Raw genomic sequence first — 15,681 nt, 5'->3', positions numbered from 1 at the left:
CGGGGCTCCGGATCAACCCGGAACCCCGCCCTTCGCTTGGCTCAGGCAGGAGCACCAACCGCGAAGCCCAGGTCACCGGCGGCGGTCGCGAGCTCCTTGTCGTAGGTGACGAACTCGTCGAGCTCGGCCCGGAACGCGTCGGCGCTGGCGAGATGAATGGCGTCGAGCGACCCCAACCGCGGCGTCCGGTACGCCATCGCCCGGGCGAGCACCGTCGACGTCACGTCCACCACGTAGACACCCCGGACCGCCTGGCCGGTGAAGTACGGGACCTGGTGATGGTCGACCCCGGCCCGGAGCAAGGTCCGGCTGATCTCCAGTTTCGCCAGTTCGCTGGTCAGCAACTCGGCCTCGGACGGCAGTGCGGCACGCCAGCCGCGCAACGCGGTCGACTCGGCCTCCGGCTTGATGAACTTCAGCAGCGCGCAGGCGTCGAGGTAGATCACCGGCGACGCTCCGCGTCCCGCTCGGCGAGCAGGACGTCGGAGAGGCTCTCGACACCGGGGGCGAGGTCCAGCTCGAGGTCCGGCATCCCGAACTCCACCGGCGGCGAGACCTCGCCCGAGTCGAGCATCCGCCGCAAGGTCTCGGGCTGATCCCGCTCCGGTACGAGACGGAGAACCGGCCGGCCGCGGTCGGTGACCACGATCGTTTCCCCGGCCCGCACGCGCGCCACCGCCTTCGACGGGTTCTGGTTCAACTCGCGCAGTCCGATGGTCACCATGACTCCAATGTAACTACCGGATGTACCTACAACAACCCTCAGCCGGCTCGGCGGCGGGAGATTTCGTAGAGGGTTACGCCGGTGGCTATGCCGGCGTTGAGGGATTCGGTGGCGGAGGTCATCGGGATGGAGACGATGAGGTCGCAGTTCTCGCGGACCAGGCGGGCCAGGCCCTTGCCTTCGGAGCCGACGACCAGGACCAGGGGGTCGGCGGCGGATTCGAGGGCGGGGAGTTCGACGGCGCCGTCCATGTCCAGGCCGACGACCAGGAGGCCGGCTTCCTTGTAGGACTTGAGGGCGCGGTTGAGGTTGGTGGCGCGGGCGACCGGGATCCGGGCCGCGGCGCCGGCCGAGGTCTTCCACGCCGAGGCCGACATGGACGCGGTCCGGCGCTCGGGGACCAGGACACCGTGGGCGCCGAACGCGGCCGCGGAGCGGGTGATCGCGCCGAGGTTGCGCGGGTCGGTGACGCCGTCGAGGGCGACGATCAACGGCTGCTCGCCCGCGTCGTACGCCCGGGTGAGCAGGTCGTCGGGGTGGGCGTACTCGTACGGCGGGATCTGCACGGCGAGGCCCTGGTGGGAGCCGTTGCTGGTCAGCCGGTCGAGCTCCTGCCGCGGCACCTCGAGCAGGGAGACGCCCAGCTCGGCCGAGAGCAGCAGCGCCTCCCGCAGGCGGGCGTCACGTTCGGTGCCCTCGGCAACGTAGAGGGCGCTGACCGGGACGCCGGCGCGGAGTGCCTCGACGACCGGGTTGCGGCCGTAGACCCACTCGACGGAGCCTTCGGTGTCCTTGCGGGCGGGGCGCCGGCTGGTGGTGCGTTCCTTGGCCTTGGCCTTCGCCTTGGCGCGCTTGTACGCCGGGTGCTTGACCCGGTCCTCCGCCTTGGGGGTCGGGCCCTTGCCCTCCAGCCCGCGGCGGACCCGGCCACCGGATCCGGCGGTCGGGTTGCCGCGGGGCTTCTTGCGGATCGCGCCCTTGCGCTGACTGCTGCCTGGCATCAGTTTCCTTCGGTCGGTTGCGGCGCGGCGACCGTCCAGCGGGGACCCTGCGGGGTGTCCTCCACGACGACGCCGAGCGCCTTCAGCCGGTCACGGATCTCGTCCGAGGCGGCGTAGTCCTTACGTTCCCGGGCGGCCTGGCGCTGCTCCAGCAACGCCTTCACCAGCCCGTCGAGGATCTCGGTGAGCTCCTCGCTGGCACCGGTCCGCGACACCCACGGCTCGGCCAGCGGGTCCAGCCCGAGCACGTCGAGCATCGCCCGGACCGCGGCCAGGCTCTCCCGCAACGCGGGCGAGTCCCCGTCGGCGACCAGCTTGTTGCCGTCGCGGACCGTGTTGTGCAGGACGGCGACCGCGGCCGGCGTCCCCAGGTCGTCGTCCAGCGCCGCGGCGAAGTCGGCCGGCAGCTCGGTGGCCGGGTCGACGCCGCCGGTGACCTCGGTCGCCCGGGAGACGAAGCCCTCGATCCGCTGGAAGCTGGTCGCCGCCTCCTCGAGCGCGGCGAAGGAGAACTCCACCACCGAGCGGTAGTGCGACTGGACCAGGTAGTACCGCAGCTCGATCGGCCGGACCCGGCGGACCACGTTGCGCACGACGGCGCCGTTGCCCATCGACTTCGACATCTTCTCGCCCGCGGTGGTGACCAGCGCGCTGTGCATCCAGAACCGGGCGAACTTCTGCCCGACCGCGGTCGACTGGGCCAGCTCGTTCTCGTGGTGCGGGAACCGCAGGTCCAGCCCGCCGCCGTGGATGTCGAACTCGGACCCGAGGTACTTCCCGGCCATCGCCGAGCACTCCAGGTGCCAGCCCGGACGGCCACGGCCCCACGGCGTCGGCCAGGACGCGGTCCGCGGGGTGCCCTCGGTGTGGCCCTTCCACAGCGCGAAGTCCCGCGGGTCCCGCTTGCCGCGCGGGTCGGCGTCCTCGGCGGCCTCCATGTCGTCGATCTTCTGGTGCGACAGCGATCCGTACGCCGGCCACGACTTCACGTCGAAGTAGACGTCACCCGAGCCGTCCGGCGCGACGTAGGCGTGCCCGCGGTCGATCAGCTGCTGGATCATCTCCAGCATCTCCGGGACGTGCCCGGTGGCGCGCGGCTCGTACGTCGGCGGGCGGCAGCCCAGCACGTCGTAGGCCCAGTGCAGCTCGCGCTCGAACTCGTACGCGTGCGCCCACCACGGGACGCCGCGCTCGGCCGACTTGGCCAGGATCTTGTCGTCGATGTCGGTCACGTTCGCGATCACGGTGACCTCGTACCCGGAGCGCTCGAGCCAGCGCCGCAGGACGTCGAACACGACCTCCTTGTAGATGTGCCCGACGTGCGGGGCACCCTGCACCGTCAGCCCACAGTGGTAGATCCCGACCTGGCCCGGGTGGACCGGCTCGAAATCCCTCACTGCTGCTGTCGCGGTGTCGTACAAGCGAAGTGTCACCGATCAAGGGTAACGGTCTTTCGAGACTGCTCTTGACAATTCTCCCCAGCCAGACGTAGCCCCTTCGCCCGGATACGGTGTGGCTCCAGGAGGGCGACTTGTCGAACCAGCAGCCGTACGGTCCGTACCAGGGACCACCTCAGCAGAACCAGCCGCAGTACGGCCAATCCCCGCAGTACGGGGCGCCGGCCCAACCCCAGTACCAGCAGCAGTACCCGCCGCCCGGGTACCAGCAGCAGTACGGGCCGCCGGGGTACGGGCCGCCGCAGTACTCCGCGCCGCCGCCGGGTCCACCTGGTCCCGGGTTCGGGTGGGGCCGCAGTTCGATCGGCCGCCTCCGAAGAAGAAGGGCAAGGGGTGGGTCATCGTCCCGCTGGCCGGTGTGCTGGTGGTGATCATCGGGCTCTGGGTGGTCGGCGTGATCAACAAGCAGAACCGGATCGACGACTACGCCAAGCCGCAGCCGTCCTGGACCGCCCCCGTCGACGAGCCGACCCAGGAGCCCACACAGGAGCCGACCGGGCAACCGACGGACGAGCCGACCACGTCGACCTCGATCGCGACCACCAGGCCGACCGCGCCGGTGCCGACCTCGAAGTACACCCCGCCGCCGCGGCGGCCCACGGCGTTCGAGGTGGTCAGCCTGAACAGCTTCTACACCAGCGGCGTGCACGCGGGCGTCGGCTGTAAGGAGTCCGGCGCCCGGGCGCGGGACGTCCGCTCGGCGGGCCTCTACTACCTGCAGATCAAGTCCTGTCTGGACCGTGCCTGGGCGCGCCAGCTCAAGGCGGCCGGCAAACCGGTGCGGGCGCCCAAGCTGCTGGTGATGAACGGCCCGACCCAGACCCCGTGTTCCGGGTCCGCGCCGAGCTCCTTCTACTGCCCGGCCAACGAGACCATCTACATGGACGGCCGCGGCGACGTGCAGTTGTACGCGAAGTACCGCAACTTCACCCGCGGCCAGGTGTACCTGCGGATGTCGATGACGGACACGGTCGCGCACGAGTACGGCCATCACCTGCAGGAGCTGACCGGCATCCTGCAGGCGACCTACAAGCTGCGGTACGAGAAGTCCGGCGACGCCCGGCTGGAGGTGAGCCGGCGGCTGGAGCTGCAGGCGAGCTGCTTCGGCAGCGCCTTCCTCAGCGCGAACAAGAACAGCTACCCGTTGCGGGGCGCGAGCAAGACCGAGCTGGACTACCTGCACTCGCACCAGGGCGACCAGCCGGGCCGGATCCGCGACCACGGCAGGCCGTCGAACTACAAGTACTGGACCGCGCGCAGCTGGCCGAACCGGGACGTGCGGTACTGCATCACCTACCGCGCGCCGTCGCATCAGGTGAGCTGAAGAGGAAGATATTCACCAATAATCCGGAATGCCGTGGTTTTTTCTTTCTGACGGCGGGGTAAAACCTTTCCCGAGCGCTCTGTCCGCCCCATTGCCGCTCTTGTGGAGGTCCCCTCGTGAAGCCCCTCGTCACGGGTGCCGTCGTCGTGCTCGGCCTGCTCACGGCCGCCCTCGCCGCGCCCGCATCCGCCCAAACCATCGCCGAGCAGTCCACGGCTGCCCGCCAACCCACCGCCGAAGCACGCGCCCACGGCATCACCAAGTCCGGTGACGCCTTCATGGGCTGGCGGCAGACCAGTACCGCGGTCGCGCCCACGGTGACGGCGCCGGCCGCCACCGTCGAAGGCATCGACGTGTCCAGTCACCAGGGCAACGTGAACTGGGCGTCGCAGTGGAGTGCAGGCAAACGCTTCGCCTACGTGAAAGCGAGCGAAGGCAACTACTACACGAACCCGTACTTCGCCCAGCAGTACAACGGTTCCTACAACGTCGGGATGATCCGCGGCGCGTACCACTTCGCCACCCCGAACGACTCCAGCGGCGCCAACCAGGCGAACTACTTCGTCGACCACGGCGGCGGCTGGTCCCGGGACGGCAAGACGTTGCCCGGCGCCCTCGACATCGAGTACAACCCGTACGGCGCGACCTGCTACGGCAAGACCCAGGCCGCGATGGTGACCTGGATCCGCGACTTCCTGACCACGTACAAAAACCGGACCGGCCGGGACGCGGTGATCTACACCAACCTCGACTGGTGGACCCGCTGCACCGGCAACAGCACCGCCTTCAACAGCACCAACCCGCTCTGGGTGGCCCGGTACGCCTCGGCGCCCGGCACGCTGCCCGGCGGCTGGCCGTTCCACACGATCTGGCAGTACAGCTCGACCCCGATCGACCAGAACCGCTTCAACGGCGACCAGACCCGTCTGGTCGCGCTCGCCAACGGGTAGGCCCGGGGAGAGGAGACGGACCCTCCCGGCCTCGCCCGGGAGGGTCCCTTCGTCCTTGGTTTATTGGGTTGCGCCCGCCCTTAGGCTGCAGGGGTGACGTACTCGCTGCCGATCGAAACCGACCGTCTCACCCTGCGCCGCTACACCGAGACCGACTACGACGACCTGCTCAAGCTGCAGTCGAACGACGACGTGACCAGGTTCCTGCTGTACGACTCGAAGACGCCGGAGCAGGTCCGCGAGTCGCTGGCCGGCCGGCTCGCCGACGTCGCGATGGACGCCGACGGCCAGGCGCTGACGCTGGCCGTGATCCTGCGCGAGACCGGGCAACACGTCGGCGAGGTCACCCTGTTCGTGCACTCCGCGGACCACCGGACCGGCGAGATCGGGTTCGTCTTCCACCCCGACTTCCACGGTCGCGGGTACGCCGCCGAGGCGTCGGTGGAGCTGCTGCGGCTCGGGTTCGAGCAACTCGGCATGCACCGGATCATCGGCCGGCTCGACTACCGCAACACCGGCTCGGCGAACCTGCTGAAGCGGCTCGGGCTGCGCCAGGAGGCCCACTTCGTCCGGAACGAGTTCCTCAAGGGCGAGTGGACCGACGAGCTCGTCTTCGCGATGCTCGGCGCCGAGTGGACCGAGCGCGGTAAGTAACCTTCCGGATCGGGACACGTCGCGGCACGCCTTCACCGCGACATCGTCTGCCGCCGGGTCTACCGTCGGATCCATGACCGCCTTCCGCCCACTCGCGACCCTGGTCAGCGGGGTCGCCGTGCTCAGTCTCGCCACGGTTCCGAGCGAGGCCACCAAGGTGCCGCTGCAGCGCGACATCGCGTACCAGGACTGGACGTCGACCGCGGACTTCCTGGCCGGGGACCACGCCGGTACGACGGTCGCCGACGGCACCCTCACCTTCGGAACCACCGAGGCCACCACCGCGTACGTCGACCCGTTCGGCGACGGCACCGCGAAGACGTACGACCGGACCAGCTGGACCTCCCCCGAGGTCCGCCCCGGCTTCGGCCTGACCGAGCTGGTGGCGTCGTGGAACGCGACCACGCCGCCGGGGACGTGGGTCGAGGTGGCGATGGCCGGCCGGACGGACCAGGGCACGGCGACCAAGTGGTACGTGCTCGGCCGGTGGAGCGGTGGGGACGACACGGCCGCGGGCGACATCCACCGGACCTCGGTGCCGAGTCAGGGTGACGCGAACGGCTCGGTCGCGGTGGACACGTTCGTCGCGGAGACCGGGCGGACCCTGGACCGCTGGCAGTTGAAGGTGACCCTGTACCGCCTCGCCGGGACCACGTCCGCTCCGTCGGTCCGGTCGGTCGGGGCGATGGCGTCGCGGTTGCCGGACCTCAAGAAGATCCCCGCGAGCCCGTCGGGTGGGGCCGAGGGCGTCGTGCTCGACGTCCCGACGTACTCGCAGGAGACGCACATCGGGCACTACCCGCAGTGGGACAACGGCGGCGAGGCCTGGTGTTCGGCGACCTCCTCGGCGATGGTGCTCGACTACTACGGTGCCGGCCCGTCCGACGGCGAGACGGCCTGGGTGGATCCGGCCGACGCGGATCCGCAGGTGGACCACTCGGCCCGGTCGGTGTTCGACTACGCGTACGACGGCGCGGGGAACTGGCCCTTCAACACGGCGTACGCGGGGACGCGTGGGGTGGACGCGTTCGTCACCCGGCTGCGTTCGCTGACGGAGGCGGAGCAGTTCATCAAGGCGGGGATCCCGTTGATCGCGTCGCTGTCGTTCAAGAAGGGCGACCTGCCCGGCGCGGGGTACGGGACCAACGGGCACCTGATGGTCATCGTGGGCTTCGACGAGGCGGGCAACGTGGTCGTCAACGACCCGGCGTCGCACCTGATCGCGAGCAACGACGAGGTGCGCACGACGTACGACCGGAAGGCCTTCGAGAACGCGTGGGTCCCGCACTCGGGCGGCCTGGTGTACGTGGTGCACCCGAAGGACGGCCCGCTCCCGCCGGCCCCCGCGCAGGCGAACTGGTAAAGGGAATACCCGGCCGGTCCGCGGCGTTGATTCCTTGGTGAAGTACTGCATCACCTGTGGCGACGCGCTGCACCCGGAGCGGGCGGAGAAGTACGCCTACTGCACGAAGACCGAGTGCCAGCAGAAGAACCAGAAAGACCTGACCATCGTGTCCGTCGGCGTCAACAAGTCCGCCGACCAGTTCCTGATCCTCGACGAGGAAACCACCGAAGACCTGGCCGGCGGCCGCTACCAGGACCAGCGCCGGAGTACGTACGGCAAGCCGGAGCGATCCACCGGCGAGCCTCGCCCGGAGCCGAAGAAGACGCCGGCCCAACGTCCCGCGCCCACCCGGCGCCGCTGGACCGAGGCCCAGCAGCAACTGGCGGTCCTCTACAACGAGCAAGGCCTGAACCCGGACCAGATCGCCGCCAAACTGGGCCTGACCCGCTACCTGGTCACCCAGATGATCCTCACCGCACCCCAACGCCACCGGAAGGCGTACTAGTGTCCGACTCAGGACACTAGGCGAAGACGGTCAGCGCTCCGGACAGAGCGCTCCGATGCCACCGCCGCCCGCTCGCGTCGGTGAACACCAGGCCGAAGTCGAGCAGCGGCGGATGCTCCGGATCGAGCCACACCGCGTGCCGCCGCGACTGCCCCGCGTCGAGGAACGTCCACCCGACATCGGCGACCACGAGCCGGCGCCGATCCCAAGGGCGCCGGGTCAGACCCCGCACCGACAGCGACCCGACGATCGGGTGGCCGAGCAGATGATCCAGGTGCGTCGCCGGATCGGCCCCGAAGGTGGCCGCCGGCAGGACGGCGTTGATCGGGCTGGAGCTCGCGTTCGTGACGAGGACCGTCAGCAGCCGCCCGCGATTCTCCCGCCGCGTCACCCGCTGCACCGAGACCAGCCGCGCCTGCGCCCGTAAGCGCTCGTCGAGCGACGACTTCTGCTGCCGGATCGCCTGCCGCAGCGCGGTCGCCGCGATGAGAGCGGCAGCAGAAGTACCGATCGCCTCGAAGGACGACGGATCCCAACCCCAACCGGACACCCACCGGACCGTAGCGGCCGACCGGCTCAGTCGGTCGCCTTCGGGTGTCCGGTACCGGCGTGGCGGATCCAGACGGTCCGGCGATCCTCGTCCACGACATACCAGACGCGGCCGCCGCCGGTGACCTCGTACTGCCACTGCTCCAGGCCGTTGACGGTCGACAGAGCCTTGCCCTTCAAGCGGTGGTGCCGATCCGTCTGCGGAAACGGTCGCGGATCTGCCCGCAGCGCTTCCCAGGCCCGCAAGGTGTTGGCCGCGGCCTGCCGACAGAGCTCGTCCCAGCCCTTGGCGGCGTCCGAACTGCCGAACCTCAGTTCCCAGTGACCGGGTTGCGCGGGCGGCGCGACCTGGTCACCTCGTTTCGCCGGGGTCACTCGGCCGGCTGGGCAACGGCGCCGGCATCGTCGATGATGCCCGGCCGAAGAGCCTTCAGCAGGTCAGGATCCGCGTACACCTCGGCGGTGTGGCGCCACTGCGAGATCAGGTGCAAGACCGGCGTCGGCGAATCGATGTCGTGCCCGGCGTCCATCACGTCGATCAACTCCTGCGCGAAGCTCACCTGGTCCTCCGGTTCGAGGAAACGCATCCAGGGAAACACCTGCGGCAGGATGTCGAGCAGGTACTTCGACCGCAGGACCGGGTTGCCCATCACCGCGCGAAGCATCCGCGCGGCGACCTCGACCAGTTCGTCGTCCTGGTCCGCTCGGGCAGCCGTCGTGAGGACGAGGTCGTCCTCCGTACCACGCCGCCGAACCCGCAGCGATCGACTCCGCGCAGACTTCAGCTTGTCCACGGTCTCGTTGGGACGTTGCAGAAGGTCGGAGAAGTTCACGGTGGAGGCATCGGGCATACTTCAAAGGTAGTTCTTAACTCGCGGGAAGACAACGCGAAAGCCTTCGGAGCTCCGCCGTGAGGTGAGCGCCGCGATGGAGGAGCGCGTACACCGGGTCCGCGCCCCTCGCTCGTCAGCGGGCGAAGAGGGCGCCGGTGAGGTTGGTGGTGAGGTTGCGGAGGGAGTCCGGGAGGTACTGGAGGTGCCAGCCGCGGGGGCCGCGGTACCAGTGGAAGCCCTCGTCCTCCTGGTCGTCGGTGTCGGTGGCGACCAGGGCGTCGATCCAGCGCTCGGAGCCGCCCAGGACGACCGCGTACGGGAGGGCTCGCGAGCAGAGCTCGGCGTGCTGGTCGCTGGGGAGTTCGCTGACGTCCATCTCCAGCAGCTCGCCGCGGATGGCCGCGACCTGGCCGAGGACGCGACCGGCGGCCGGGGCCTTCGACGGCATGTAGCGGCCGATGATGATCAGGCCCACGCCGACCGCGGTGATCGCCAGGCCGAGCAGGCCCCAGGTGCTGAACAGGGCCAGCAGGACGGTCCCGACCACGCCGAGCACGGTGACGCCGATGCCGACCGTGGCCCACAGGGACCGGGTCCGGTCCGGGCGCTCGCTGAACCAGCCGCGCTTGACCACACCGTCGTACAGCGCGTCCTGGACGTCGCCCAGGTTCGCGCGGACGCCCTTGCCCAGCTCGGAGACCAGGACGCTGTCGTTGTCGCCGAAGATCGCGCGGATGAGCACGTTCTCGTACCGCTGCAGTTCCTCGGACGGGGCCGTGGCGACGCGCTTGAGCTCCCAGTCGGGCCGCGAGTACTCGGTCTGGTGCTCGAGCTCGGTGATGACCAGGTGGCCGCGGACGGCCAGGTCGAGGATCGTCGCGGTGACGTCGACCGGGTCGATCCGCTCGTCGATCAGGGTGCCGACCTCGCCGGGCCGCAGATCGGCCGGCGGGGTGAAGTCGATCCGGGTGTCCTGGCCGAGGCTGAACAGGGACGCCGGGACGACGCGACGCGGGTCGACCTGGTCACGGCCACGCAGCCGGTACAGCGCGAGCAGGGCCGCACCGCCGAGCAGCAGGACCGCGAGTGCGGTGATCAGCTGGGCCGTGTCGGTCGAGAAGGCGCGCTTGAACGTCTTGCGGTACTCGACGATCGTGTTGGCCGCGATCTCGCCGTCGGGGAAACCGACCGTCATCCGGACCGTGTTGCCCGGCGGCAGACCCTGCTGCCGGAACGTCGGGCCGGCCGTCTCACCGAGCTGCGCCATCGAGCAGGGGTGGTTGCTGTCCAGCGAACCGGCGAAGCAGGAGACGTGCGAGACCTCGGGCGTGCTGTAGACGACGTTCGCGTCCTGGACCGTCAGCGCCAGGCCGGTCAGCGGCGCGAACCGCAACTCGGTCCCGTTCAGCGTCTTCGCGACCGCACCGCGCACGGTGTACGTGAACTCGAGCTGCGCGTCGCCGGTGACGTCCTCGACCGCGATCGAGGTGATGTCGCCGTCGGTGCTCTGCTCGGCCTTCTTCGTCTCACCGCCGGCCTTGACCTGCAGGTCCTCGACCTTCTGCACGTGGTCGACGTCGTCGGGCAGGTGATCGCGGGTGACCACGAACCGGGTGAAGGTCCCGGTCACGTTGCTCAGCTTCCACGATTCGGACACCTTGAGCGCACCGTCACGGTCCACCCGGATCTCGCTGTCGAAGTTGGTGACCACCGGGTCGGCCGCATCCGTCGCCGAGGACTGAGCACCGGTCAGGGCCAGGAAACCGAGGGCGCACAGAGACACCCCGAGCAGACGTAGACGCATCGCCCAATCACACCGTATCGAGAGGGTCAGGAACGGAATCGGCCCACGCCATCGGGCCCCTGGGTACCACCGGGCGGCGGCCACAGGTCGTGCAAAGTCGGACAAGATCGTTGCCAGGGGGCACCTTACCGTTCCTCGTGCCGAGCGCAACGACGCTTCGATCACGGCCACGTCCCGGTCCCCGGCCAGGCCAAGCGTGGCCGGCTCCTGTCCGCAGAGTGGACCGGCAGCGGAGGGGGCCGCCGGACTGAGCCAGCGGTCGGATAGCGTCAGGCGATGCGGGTCGCGCCCCGGACCCGCATGTCCGCTGGCGGGGCAGTGGAGAGTGCGTGTCGGACAACCAGTGGGGACCACCCGGTCAGTACCCGCAGCAACCGCCGCAGGGCCCGTACCAACCGGGCCCCGGACAACCACAGCACCAGAACCAGCACCCGGGCCAGTACGGCGGACCCGGGCCGCAAGGTGGTCAGTGGGGCGCCCCCGGCGGTCACCAGCAAGCTGGTCAGCCCGGCGGTCCGCAGTACGGCGGAGGCGGGAACCGGCCGCCGGGCCAGGTGCCGCCCCCGGGTCCGATGGGTCCGCAGCCGTGGCAGCCGCAGCCGGGCCAGCCCGGGTACAGCCAGTTCGCCCAGCCGATGCAGCAACTGCCGCACGGGCTCGGCTGGGGAGCTCCCCCACCCGGTGGCCCGCACGGTCCGCACGGGCCGCGCGGTCCCAAGAAGAAGAGCAAGGCGCCGCTGATCCTGATCCCGCTGGTCCTCGTCGGCCTGGGCATCCTCGGCGTGACCGTTGCCCAGGGCATCGCCAAGGGCAACGACCCGGAGTACACCGCGCCGACGTACACGCCGACCTCGCGGACCACCAGCAGCCCGACCGAGGACCCGACGAACGAGCCGTCGCCGACCGCGCCGCCGACCACCCGGCCCACCACCACCCGGCCGACGGTGACCAAGCCGACCGCGCCGCGGACCACGAACCCGCCGGTCAAGCGCGGCCCGACCGACTACGAGATGGTCAGCCGGAACAAGGTCTACCGGGTCGGCACGATGGCGTCGGTGGGCTGCAAGGAGTCCCGGGCCCGGCAGTCGAACACGGCCGGCGCCCGCGCCAACTACGTGAACCTGAAGACCTGCCTGGGCAAGTCGTGGCCGCGGCTGATCCAGGCGTCCGGGGCGCAGTTCCGGGCGCCGACGGTGCTCATGTTCACCGGGACGGTCACGTCGCCGTGCGGCTCGATGAACGACACCGGGCCGCCGTTCTACTGCGGCAGCAACGAGACCATCTACATGAACCTGCGCGAGGACATCGGCAACTACAACCGCTACCCGCAGGCGTACCAGAAGGTCTGGGCGCGGATGTGGATGCTGCACCAGTTCGCGCACGAGTACGGCCACCACGTGCAGAACCTGACCGGGATCCTGGACGCCAACCACAACATGCGGTACGAGGCGCCGACCCGGGCCGCGGAGCTCGAGATGACCCGGCGGCTGGAGCTGCAGGCGTCCTGCTTCGCCGACGTCTTCATCGGCGCCAACCGGCGGACGTACCCGATCACCGGGCAGGCGCAGTTCCAGTGGCGCTGGCTGATCGGTCATGTCACCGACAACAACAACGACCACGGCGACGCGAACAACCACGAGTACTGGGCGCTGCGCGGGTACCAGACGCGCAACCCGGGCGCCTGCAACACCTTCACCGCCCCCTCGGCCCGGGTGCGGTAGCGGACGGAACCACCGGCCGGCCGACGGGAGGGCGGCCGGTGGTAGTTGGTGCGGACCTGGACCGGTCCAGTTAGCCTGGTCGTCCGGATCACGCCAGGTGGTGTCCCGGGGGGATGAGGATCAACCGTGTCGAATCAGGACTGGAGCGAGCCGCCAGGAGCGCATCCGCCGCCGGGACCACTGCCCGACGGCTCGCTACCGCTGTACGCGAGCTACCCGCTGCCGGGCACGCCCGGCGGCGGTCCGCCACGTCCGGCGGTCGGCTGGGGACCCGACTTCGGCACGGGTGACGACCATCACTTCCGCCATGGCGGCCCGCCGCGGAAGCGCCGCACCGGGCTCACCGCCGGGCTGCTCGTCCTCGGCTGCGTCGCGGCCGCCGTCGTGATCGCGGCCCTCGCGAGCCGCCAGCACGACGCGCCGATCGTTGCCCCGTCCCCCGGTCAGCCGCCGGCCGGTCAGCCGGTCGCGACCACGCCGGCCCCGTCCGACGACGACACCGTCCCCACCGGAAGCCCGTCCGACACTCCGTCCGGAACCCCGGACGACGCCCGGCCGTCGCAGGACAATGCCGCCATCGTCCAGACCGACGCCTTCTACGCGACCGGGGTCCAGCGCTCGGTCGGCTGTCGCGAACCGCAGGTCGCCTTGACCGCCGCTGCCGCGGTCCAGCGGTACTACGCGAACCTGGTCGGCTGCCTGAACCAGGCCTGGTCGCCGCTGGTCCAGGCCGGGCAGGACACCTTCACCGCACCCAGGGTGAGGTTCTGGGCCGGGACCGTGCAGACGCCCTGCTCGAGCGGATCGCCGGTGTCGTTCTACTGCCCCGCGAGCCGGACGCTGTACCTGAAGTACGACGACGACATCAAGCTGTGGACCCGGTCCGAGGACAGCGCGAACCGGGCCTTCTCCCGGATGTGGGCCACCTACACCGCCGGGCACGAGTTCGGTCATCATGTCCAGCAGCTCACCGGGATCCTGCCGGCCGCCGCCCGGCTGGAGTACGAGGCACCCGACCGGGACAGCCGGCTCGAGCTGAGCCGCCGGATCGAGCTGCAGGCGTCCTGCCTGGGGGCGCTGTTCATGGGGGCGAACAAGCTGTCATATGGCATAACCGGCCAGGACCTGGCGATCTACCGGCGTTACGTCGAGGCCCAGACCGGGGATGAGAACAACCGCGGGGGTCCGCGGGACCACGGCGCGCGGACCAGCCATCAGTACTGGGCCGCGCGTGGCTTCACCACCAGCAACAGCGCCAGCTGCAACACGTTCACGGCTTCGGCCAGCAAGGTCTCGTGAGGAGCATCGATGTCGGACAACTGGAATCCACCCCCGGGGCGGGACCCGTCGGAGCCGGAGGGCGACGAGCCCACCGGTGGCGAGACCACACCGCGCGGGGAGGGCCAGTCGGGCCGTTGGTGGACCGAGTCCGCCGACCGGCCGCAGGAGTACCTGCGCCCCGAACCGCCCGCGCCCGGCGAGGGCTCCCCCGAGAACCAGCCGACCTGGTACCAGCCGGCCCCACCCCCGCCGGAACACCAGTCCGGTAGCCAGGGCCCAGCCGGTACGCCGGGCGCGCCGGGTCAGGGTGGTGCGCCTGGTGAGAGTGCGCCGGGTCGGCAGTCCCAGGGGCAGCCCGGCACGCCGAACCACGGCACCGCCGGTACGCCGGGCCAGGGCACGGGCCAGGGCACGGGCCAGGGCACGGGCCAGGGCACGGGCCAGGGCACCCCAGGTCAGCCGGGCACCCCGGCCGCGCCAGGTGCCGGCCGGCCGGGTTCGTCAGGTGCCCCCGGCAACAACGCTCCCGCCGGCGCCGCCGGCCAGGGCGGATCGACCAACGCGGGTCAGGGTGGCTCCGGCATTGCTGGGGCGGATGGCTCTGGGGTTGCTGGGCAGGGCGGTTCGGCTGGGGCTTCTGAGGGCGAGGCTCCGACGAGCACGTGGAACTTCTCGGTGCCCGGGCAGAGCGGGTCCGACCGTTCGCGCGGTCAGCACTCTGCCCCGCCGCCGGGCAACCAGCGCCAGGACGCGAGCGACAACTCCACCTCCTCCGGTTGGGGACCGGCTGCGGGCTCTGGTGGGAGCGGCTCCTCGCAGAACCCCGGCTGGGGACCGGCAGCAGGGTCGGGCGACAACAACTCGGCCCAGGGCTCCGGCTGGGGTCCGGCCGCGGGCGCGGGCGGCAACAGCTCGACGCAGGGCTCCGGTACCGGTCCGGCAGGCGGTTCGGGTGACAGCGGCTCTGGGCAGGGTTCCGGCTGGGGACCTGCTGCGGGGAGTGCTGCGCAGAATGCCGGCTGGGGTGTTGCCGGTGGCTCTGAGGGTGGTTCTTCGCAGGGCTCGGGTTGGGGTACCGAGGACGGTTCCTCGCAGGGTTCTGGGTGGGGTTCGGGGTCCGGTGGTTCCGGGCAGAACCCGGGCTGGGGGCCTGCTGACGGTTCCGGTGGCGGGGGTTCCTCGCAGGGCTCCGGGTGGGGTCCTGCCGCGGGTGCGGGCGCTGGGGCTGGTGCCACCAGCAACTGGCCGAGCAGCTCGACCGGGCCGATCTCGCCGCAGGCTTCGAGCTCCTGGCCCGCCGGCCCCGGGAACCAAGGACCCGGCCAAGGACCCGGCAACCAGGGCCCAGGCGGTCAGGGCCCCGCGAACCAAGGCCCCGGTAACCAGGGGCCCGGTAACCAGGGGCCGCAGGGTGGGCCGAGCAACCCGTGGTCGGGGGCCGGGCCCACCGGGTTTCCGCCTTACCAGCAGCAGGGTGGTTGGCAGGGCGCCGGCCAGCAGCCTTCCGGGCAGCAGCCGACCTGGCAGTACCCG

Annotated in this window: 15 protein-coding genes; 7 read left to right on the top strand and 8 right to left on the bottom strand. The window is 70.5% G+C overall.

The genetic code is table 11. The features are described from left to right. Nucleotides 1-41: 41 nt before the first annotated feature. Genes FB561_RS13420 through cysS form a run of 4 tightly spaced genes read right to left on the bottom strand, consistent with a single transcriptional unit; the run spans nucleotide 42 to nucleotide 3,158 of the window. Complete coding sequence (locus FB561_RS13420) at nucleotides 42-446, bottom strand: type II toxin-antitoxin system VapC family toxin (protein WP_145806557.1); 405 nt, start codon at nucleotides 444-446, stop codon at nucleotides 42-44. Next, on the bottom strand, nucleotides 443-724 hold the full coding sequence (locus FB561_RS13415; protein ID WP_145806555.1) for a type II toxin-antitoxin system Phd/YefM family antitoxin: 282 nt from the start codon (nucleotides 722-724) through the stop codon (nucleotides 443-445). Before FB561_RS13415 ends, FB561_RS13420 begins: the two co-directional genes overlap by 4 nt. Before the next feature lie 38 nt (nucleotides 725-762). Next, nucleotides 763-1,725, bottom strand: coding sequence for a 23S rRNA (guanosine(2251)-2'-O)-methyltransferase RlmB (gene rlmB / locus FB561_RS13410; protein ID WP_145806553.1), 963 nt, complete (start codon nucleotides 1,723-1,725; stop codon nucleotides 763-765). Then, nucleotides 1,725-3,158, bottom strand: a complete 1,434-nt coding sequence (cysS, locus tag FB561_RS13405; protein WP_145806551.1) for a cysteine--tRNA ligase — start codon at nucleotides 3,156-3,158, stop codon at nucleotides 1,725-1,727. Before cysS ends, rlmB begins: the two co-directional genes overlap by 1 nt. 310 nt (nucleotides 3,159-3,468) lie before the next feature. Here cysS and FB561_RS13395 point away from each other — a divergent pair, with 310 nt between their 5' ends. The 5 genes from FB561_RS13395 (at nucleotide 3,469) to FB561_RS13375 (ending at nucleotide 7,960) form a co-directional block, all read left to right on the top strand. Continuing rightward, the gene (locus FB561_RS13395; RefSeq protein WP_170284654.1) at nucleotides 3,469-4,506 is read left to right on the top strand and encodes a neutral zinc metallopeptidase; all 1,038 of its coding nucleotides are present in this window, start codon (nucleotides 3,469-3,471) and stop codon (nucleotides 4,504-4,506) included. Nucleotides 4,507-4,622: 116 nt separating this feature from the next. Beyond that, nucleotides 4,623-5,456, top strand: a complete 834-nt coding sequence (locus FB561_RS13390; protein ID WP_145806544.1) for a lysozyme — start codon at nucleotides 4,623-4,625, stop codon at nucleotides 5,454-5,456. A gap of 93 nt (nucleotides 5,457-5,549) precedes the next feature. After that, nucleotides 5,550-6,110 carry a GNAT family N-acetyltransferase gene (locus tag FB561_RS13385; protein WP_145806542.1) on the top strand — a complete coding sequence of 187 codons (561 nt, stop codon included), beginning with the start codon at nucleotides 5,550-5,552 and terminating at the stop codon, nucleotides 6,108-6,110. Between the two features lie 73 nt (nucleotides 6,111-6,183). After that, nucleotides 6,184-7,473 (top strand): peptidase C39 family protein, encoded by a 1,290-nt coding sequence (locus FB561_RS13380; RefSeq protein WP_145806540.1) that lies wholly within the window; start codon nucleotides 6,184-6,186, stop codon nucleotides 7,471-7,473. A gap of 37 nt (nucleotides 7,474-7,510) precedes the next feature. Then, entirely contained in the window at nucleotides 7,511-7,960 is a 450-nt protein-coding gene (locus FB561_RS13375; RefSeq protein WP_145806538.1) for a hypothetical protein, read from the top strand. Between the two features lie 16 nt (nucleotides 7,961-7,976). Here the strand turns inward: FB561_RS13375 and FB561_RS13370 are convergent, their stop codons facing one another. The 4 genes from FB561_RS13370 to FB561_RS13355 form a co-directional block, all read right to left on the bottom strand. After that, on the bottom strand, nucleotides 7,977-8,510 hold the full coding sequence (locus FB561_RS13370; protein WP_145806536.1) for a hypothetical protein: 534 nt from the start codon (nucleotides 8,508-8,510) through the stop codon (nucleotides 7,977-7,979). 26 nt (nucleotides 8,511-8,536) lie between these two features. Next, nucleotides 8,537-8,884, bottom strand: coding sequence for a type II toxin-antitoxin system RelE family toxin (locus FB561_RS13365; RefSeq protein ID WP_145806534.1), 348 nt, complete (start codon nucleotides 8,882-8,884; stop codon nucleotides 8,537-8,539). Continuing rightward, nucleotides 8,881-9,360: a hypothetical protein gene (locus FB561_RS13360; protein ID WP_238334800.1), complete on the bottom strand. Its 480-nt coding sequence runs from the start codon at nucleotides 9,358-9,360 to the stop codon at nucleotides 8,881-8,883. Before FB561_RS13360 ends, FB561_RS13365 begins: the two co-directional genes overlap by 4 nt. 115 nt (nucleotides 9,361-9,475) lie before the next feature. Further along, a complete protein-coding gene (locus FB561_RS13355; protein ID WP_145806532.1) occupies nucleotides 9,476-11,146 on the bottom strand; it encodes a DUF2207 family protein in 1,671 nt (556 codons plus the stop codon). A gap of 329 nt (nucleotides 11,147-11,475) precedes the next feature. Here FB561_RS13355 and FB561_RS13350 point away from each other — a divergent pair, with 329 nt between their 5' ends. Both FB561_RS13350 and FB561_RS13345 read left to right on the top strand, forming a co-directional pair. After that, the gene (locus FB561_RS13350) at nucleotides 11,476-12,867 is read left to right on the top strand and encodes a neutral zinc metallopeptidase (RefSeq protein ID WP_238334799.1); all 1,392 of its coding nucleotides are present in this window, start codon (nucleotides 11,476-11,478) and stop codon (nucleotides 12,865-12,867) included. A 126-nt stretch (nucleotides 12,868-12,993) separates the two neighbouring features. After that, a complete protein-coding gene (locus tag FB561_RS13345; protein WP_145806529.1) occupies nucleotides 12,994-14,166 on the top strand; it encodes a neutral zinc metallopeptidase in 1,173 nt (390 codons plus the stop codon). Nucleotides 14,167-15,681 lie beyond the last annotated feature (1,515 nt).

It is taken from the genome of Kribbella amoyensis, assembly GCF_007828865.1.
GTDB classification, from domain to species: Bacteria; Actinomycetota; Actinomycetes; order Propionibacteriales; family Kribbellaceae; genus Kribbella; species Kribbella amoyensis.
The sequence above is the reverse complement of the archived record's forward strand: the minus strand, read 5'-3'. Positions and strand labels throughout refer to the sequence as shown.

Bases quoted from the DNA above. Each gene is read 5' to 3' on its own strand.
- FB561_RS13355 (WP_145806532.1), bottom strand. From the start codon at position 11,146: ATGCGTCTACGTCTGCTCGGGGTGTCTCTGTGCGCCCTCGGTTTCCTG.
- rlmB (WP_145806553.1), bottom strand. From the start codon at position 1,725: ATGCCAGGCAGCAGTCAGCGCAAGGGCGCGATCCGCAAGAAGCCCCGC.
- FB561_RS13415 (WP_145806555.1), bottom strand. From the start codon at position 724: ATGGTGACCATCGGACTGCGCGAGTTGAACCAGAACCCGTCGAAGGCG.
- FB561_RS13380 (WP_145806540.1), top strand. From the start codon at position 6,184: ATGACCGCCTTCCGCCCACTCGCGACCCTGGTCAGCGGGGTCGCCGTG.
- FB561_RS13360 (WP_238334800.1), bottom strand. From the start codon at position 9,360: ATGCCCGATGCCTCCACCGTGAACTTCTCCGACCTTCTGCAACGTCCC.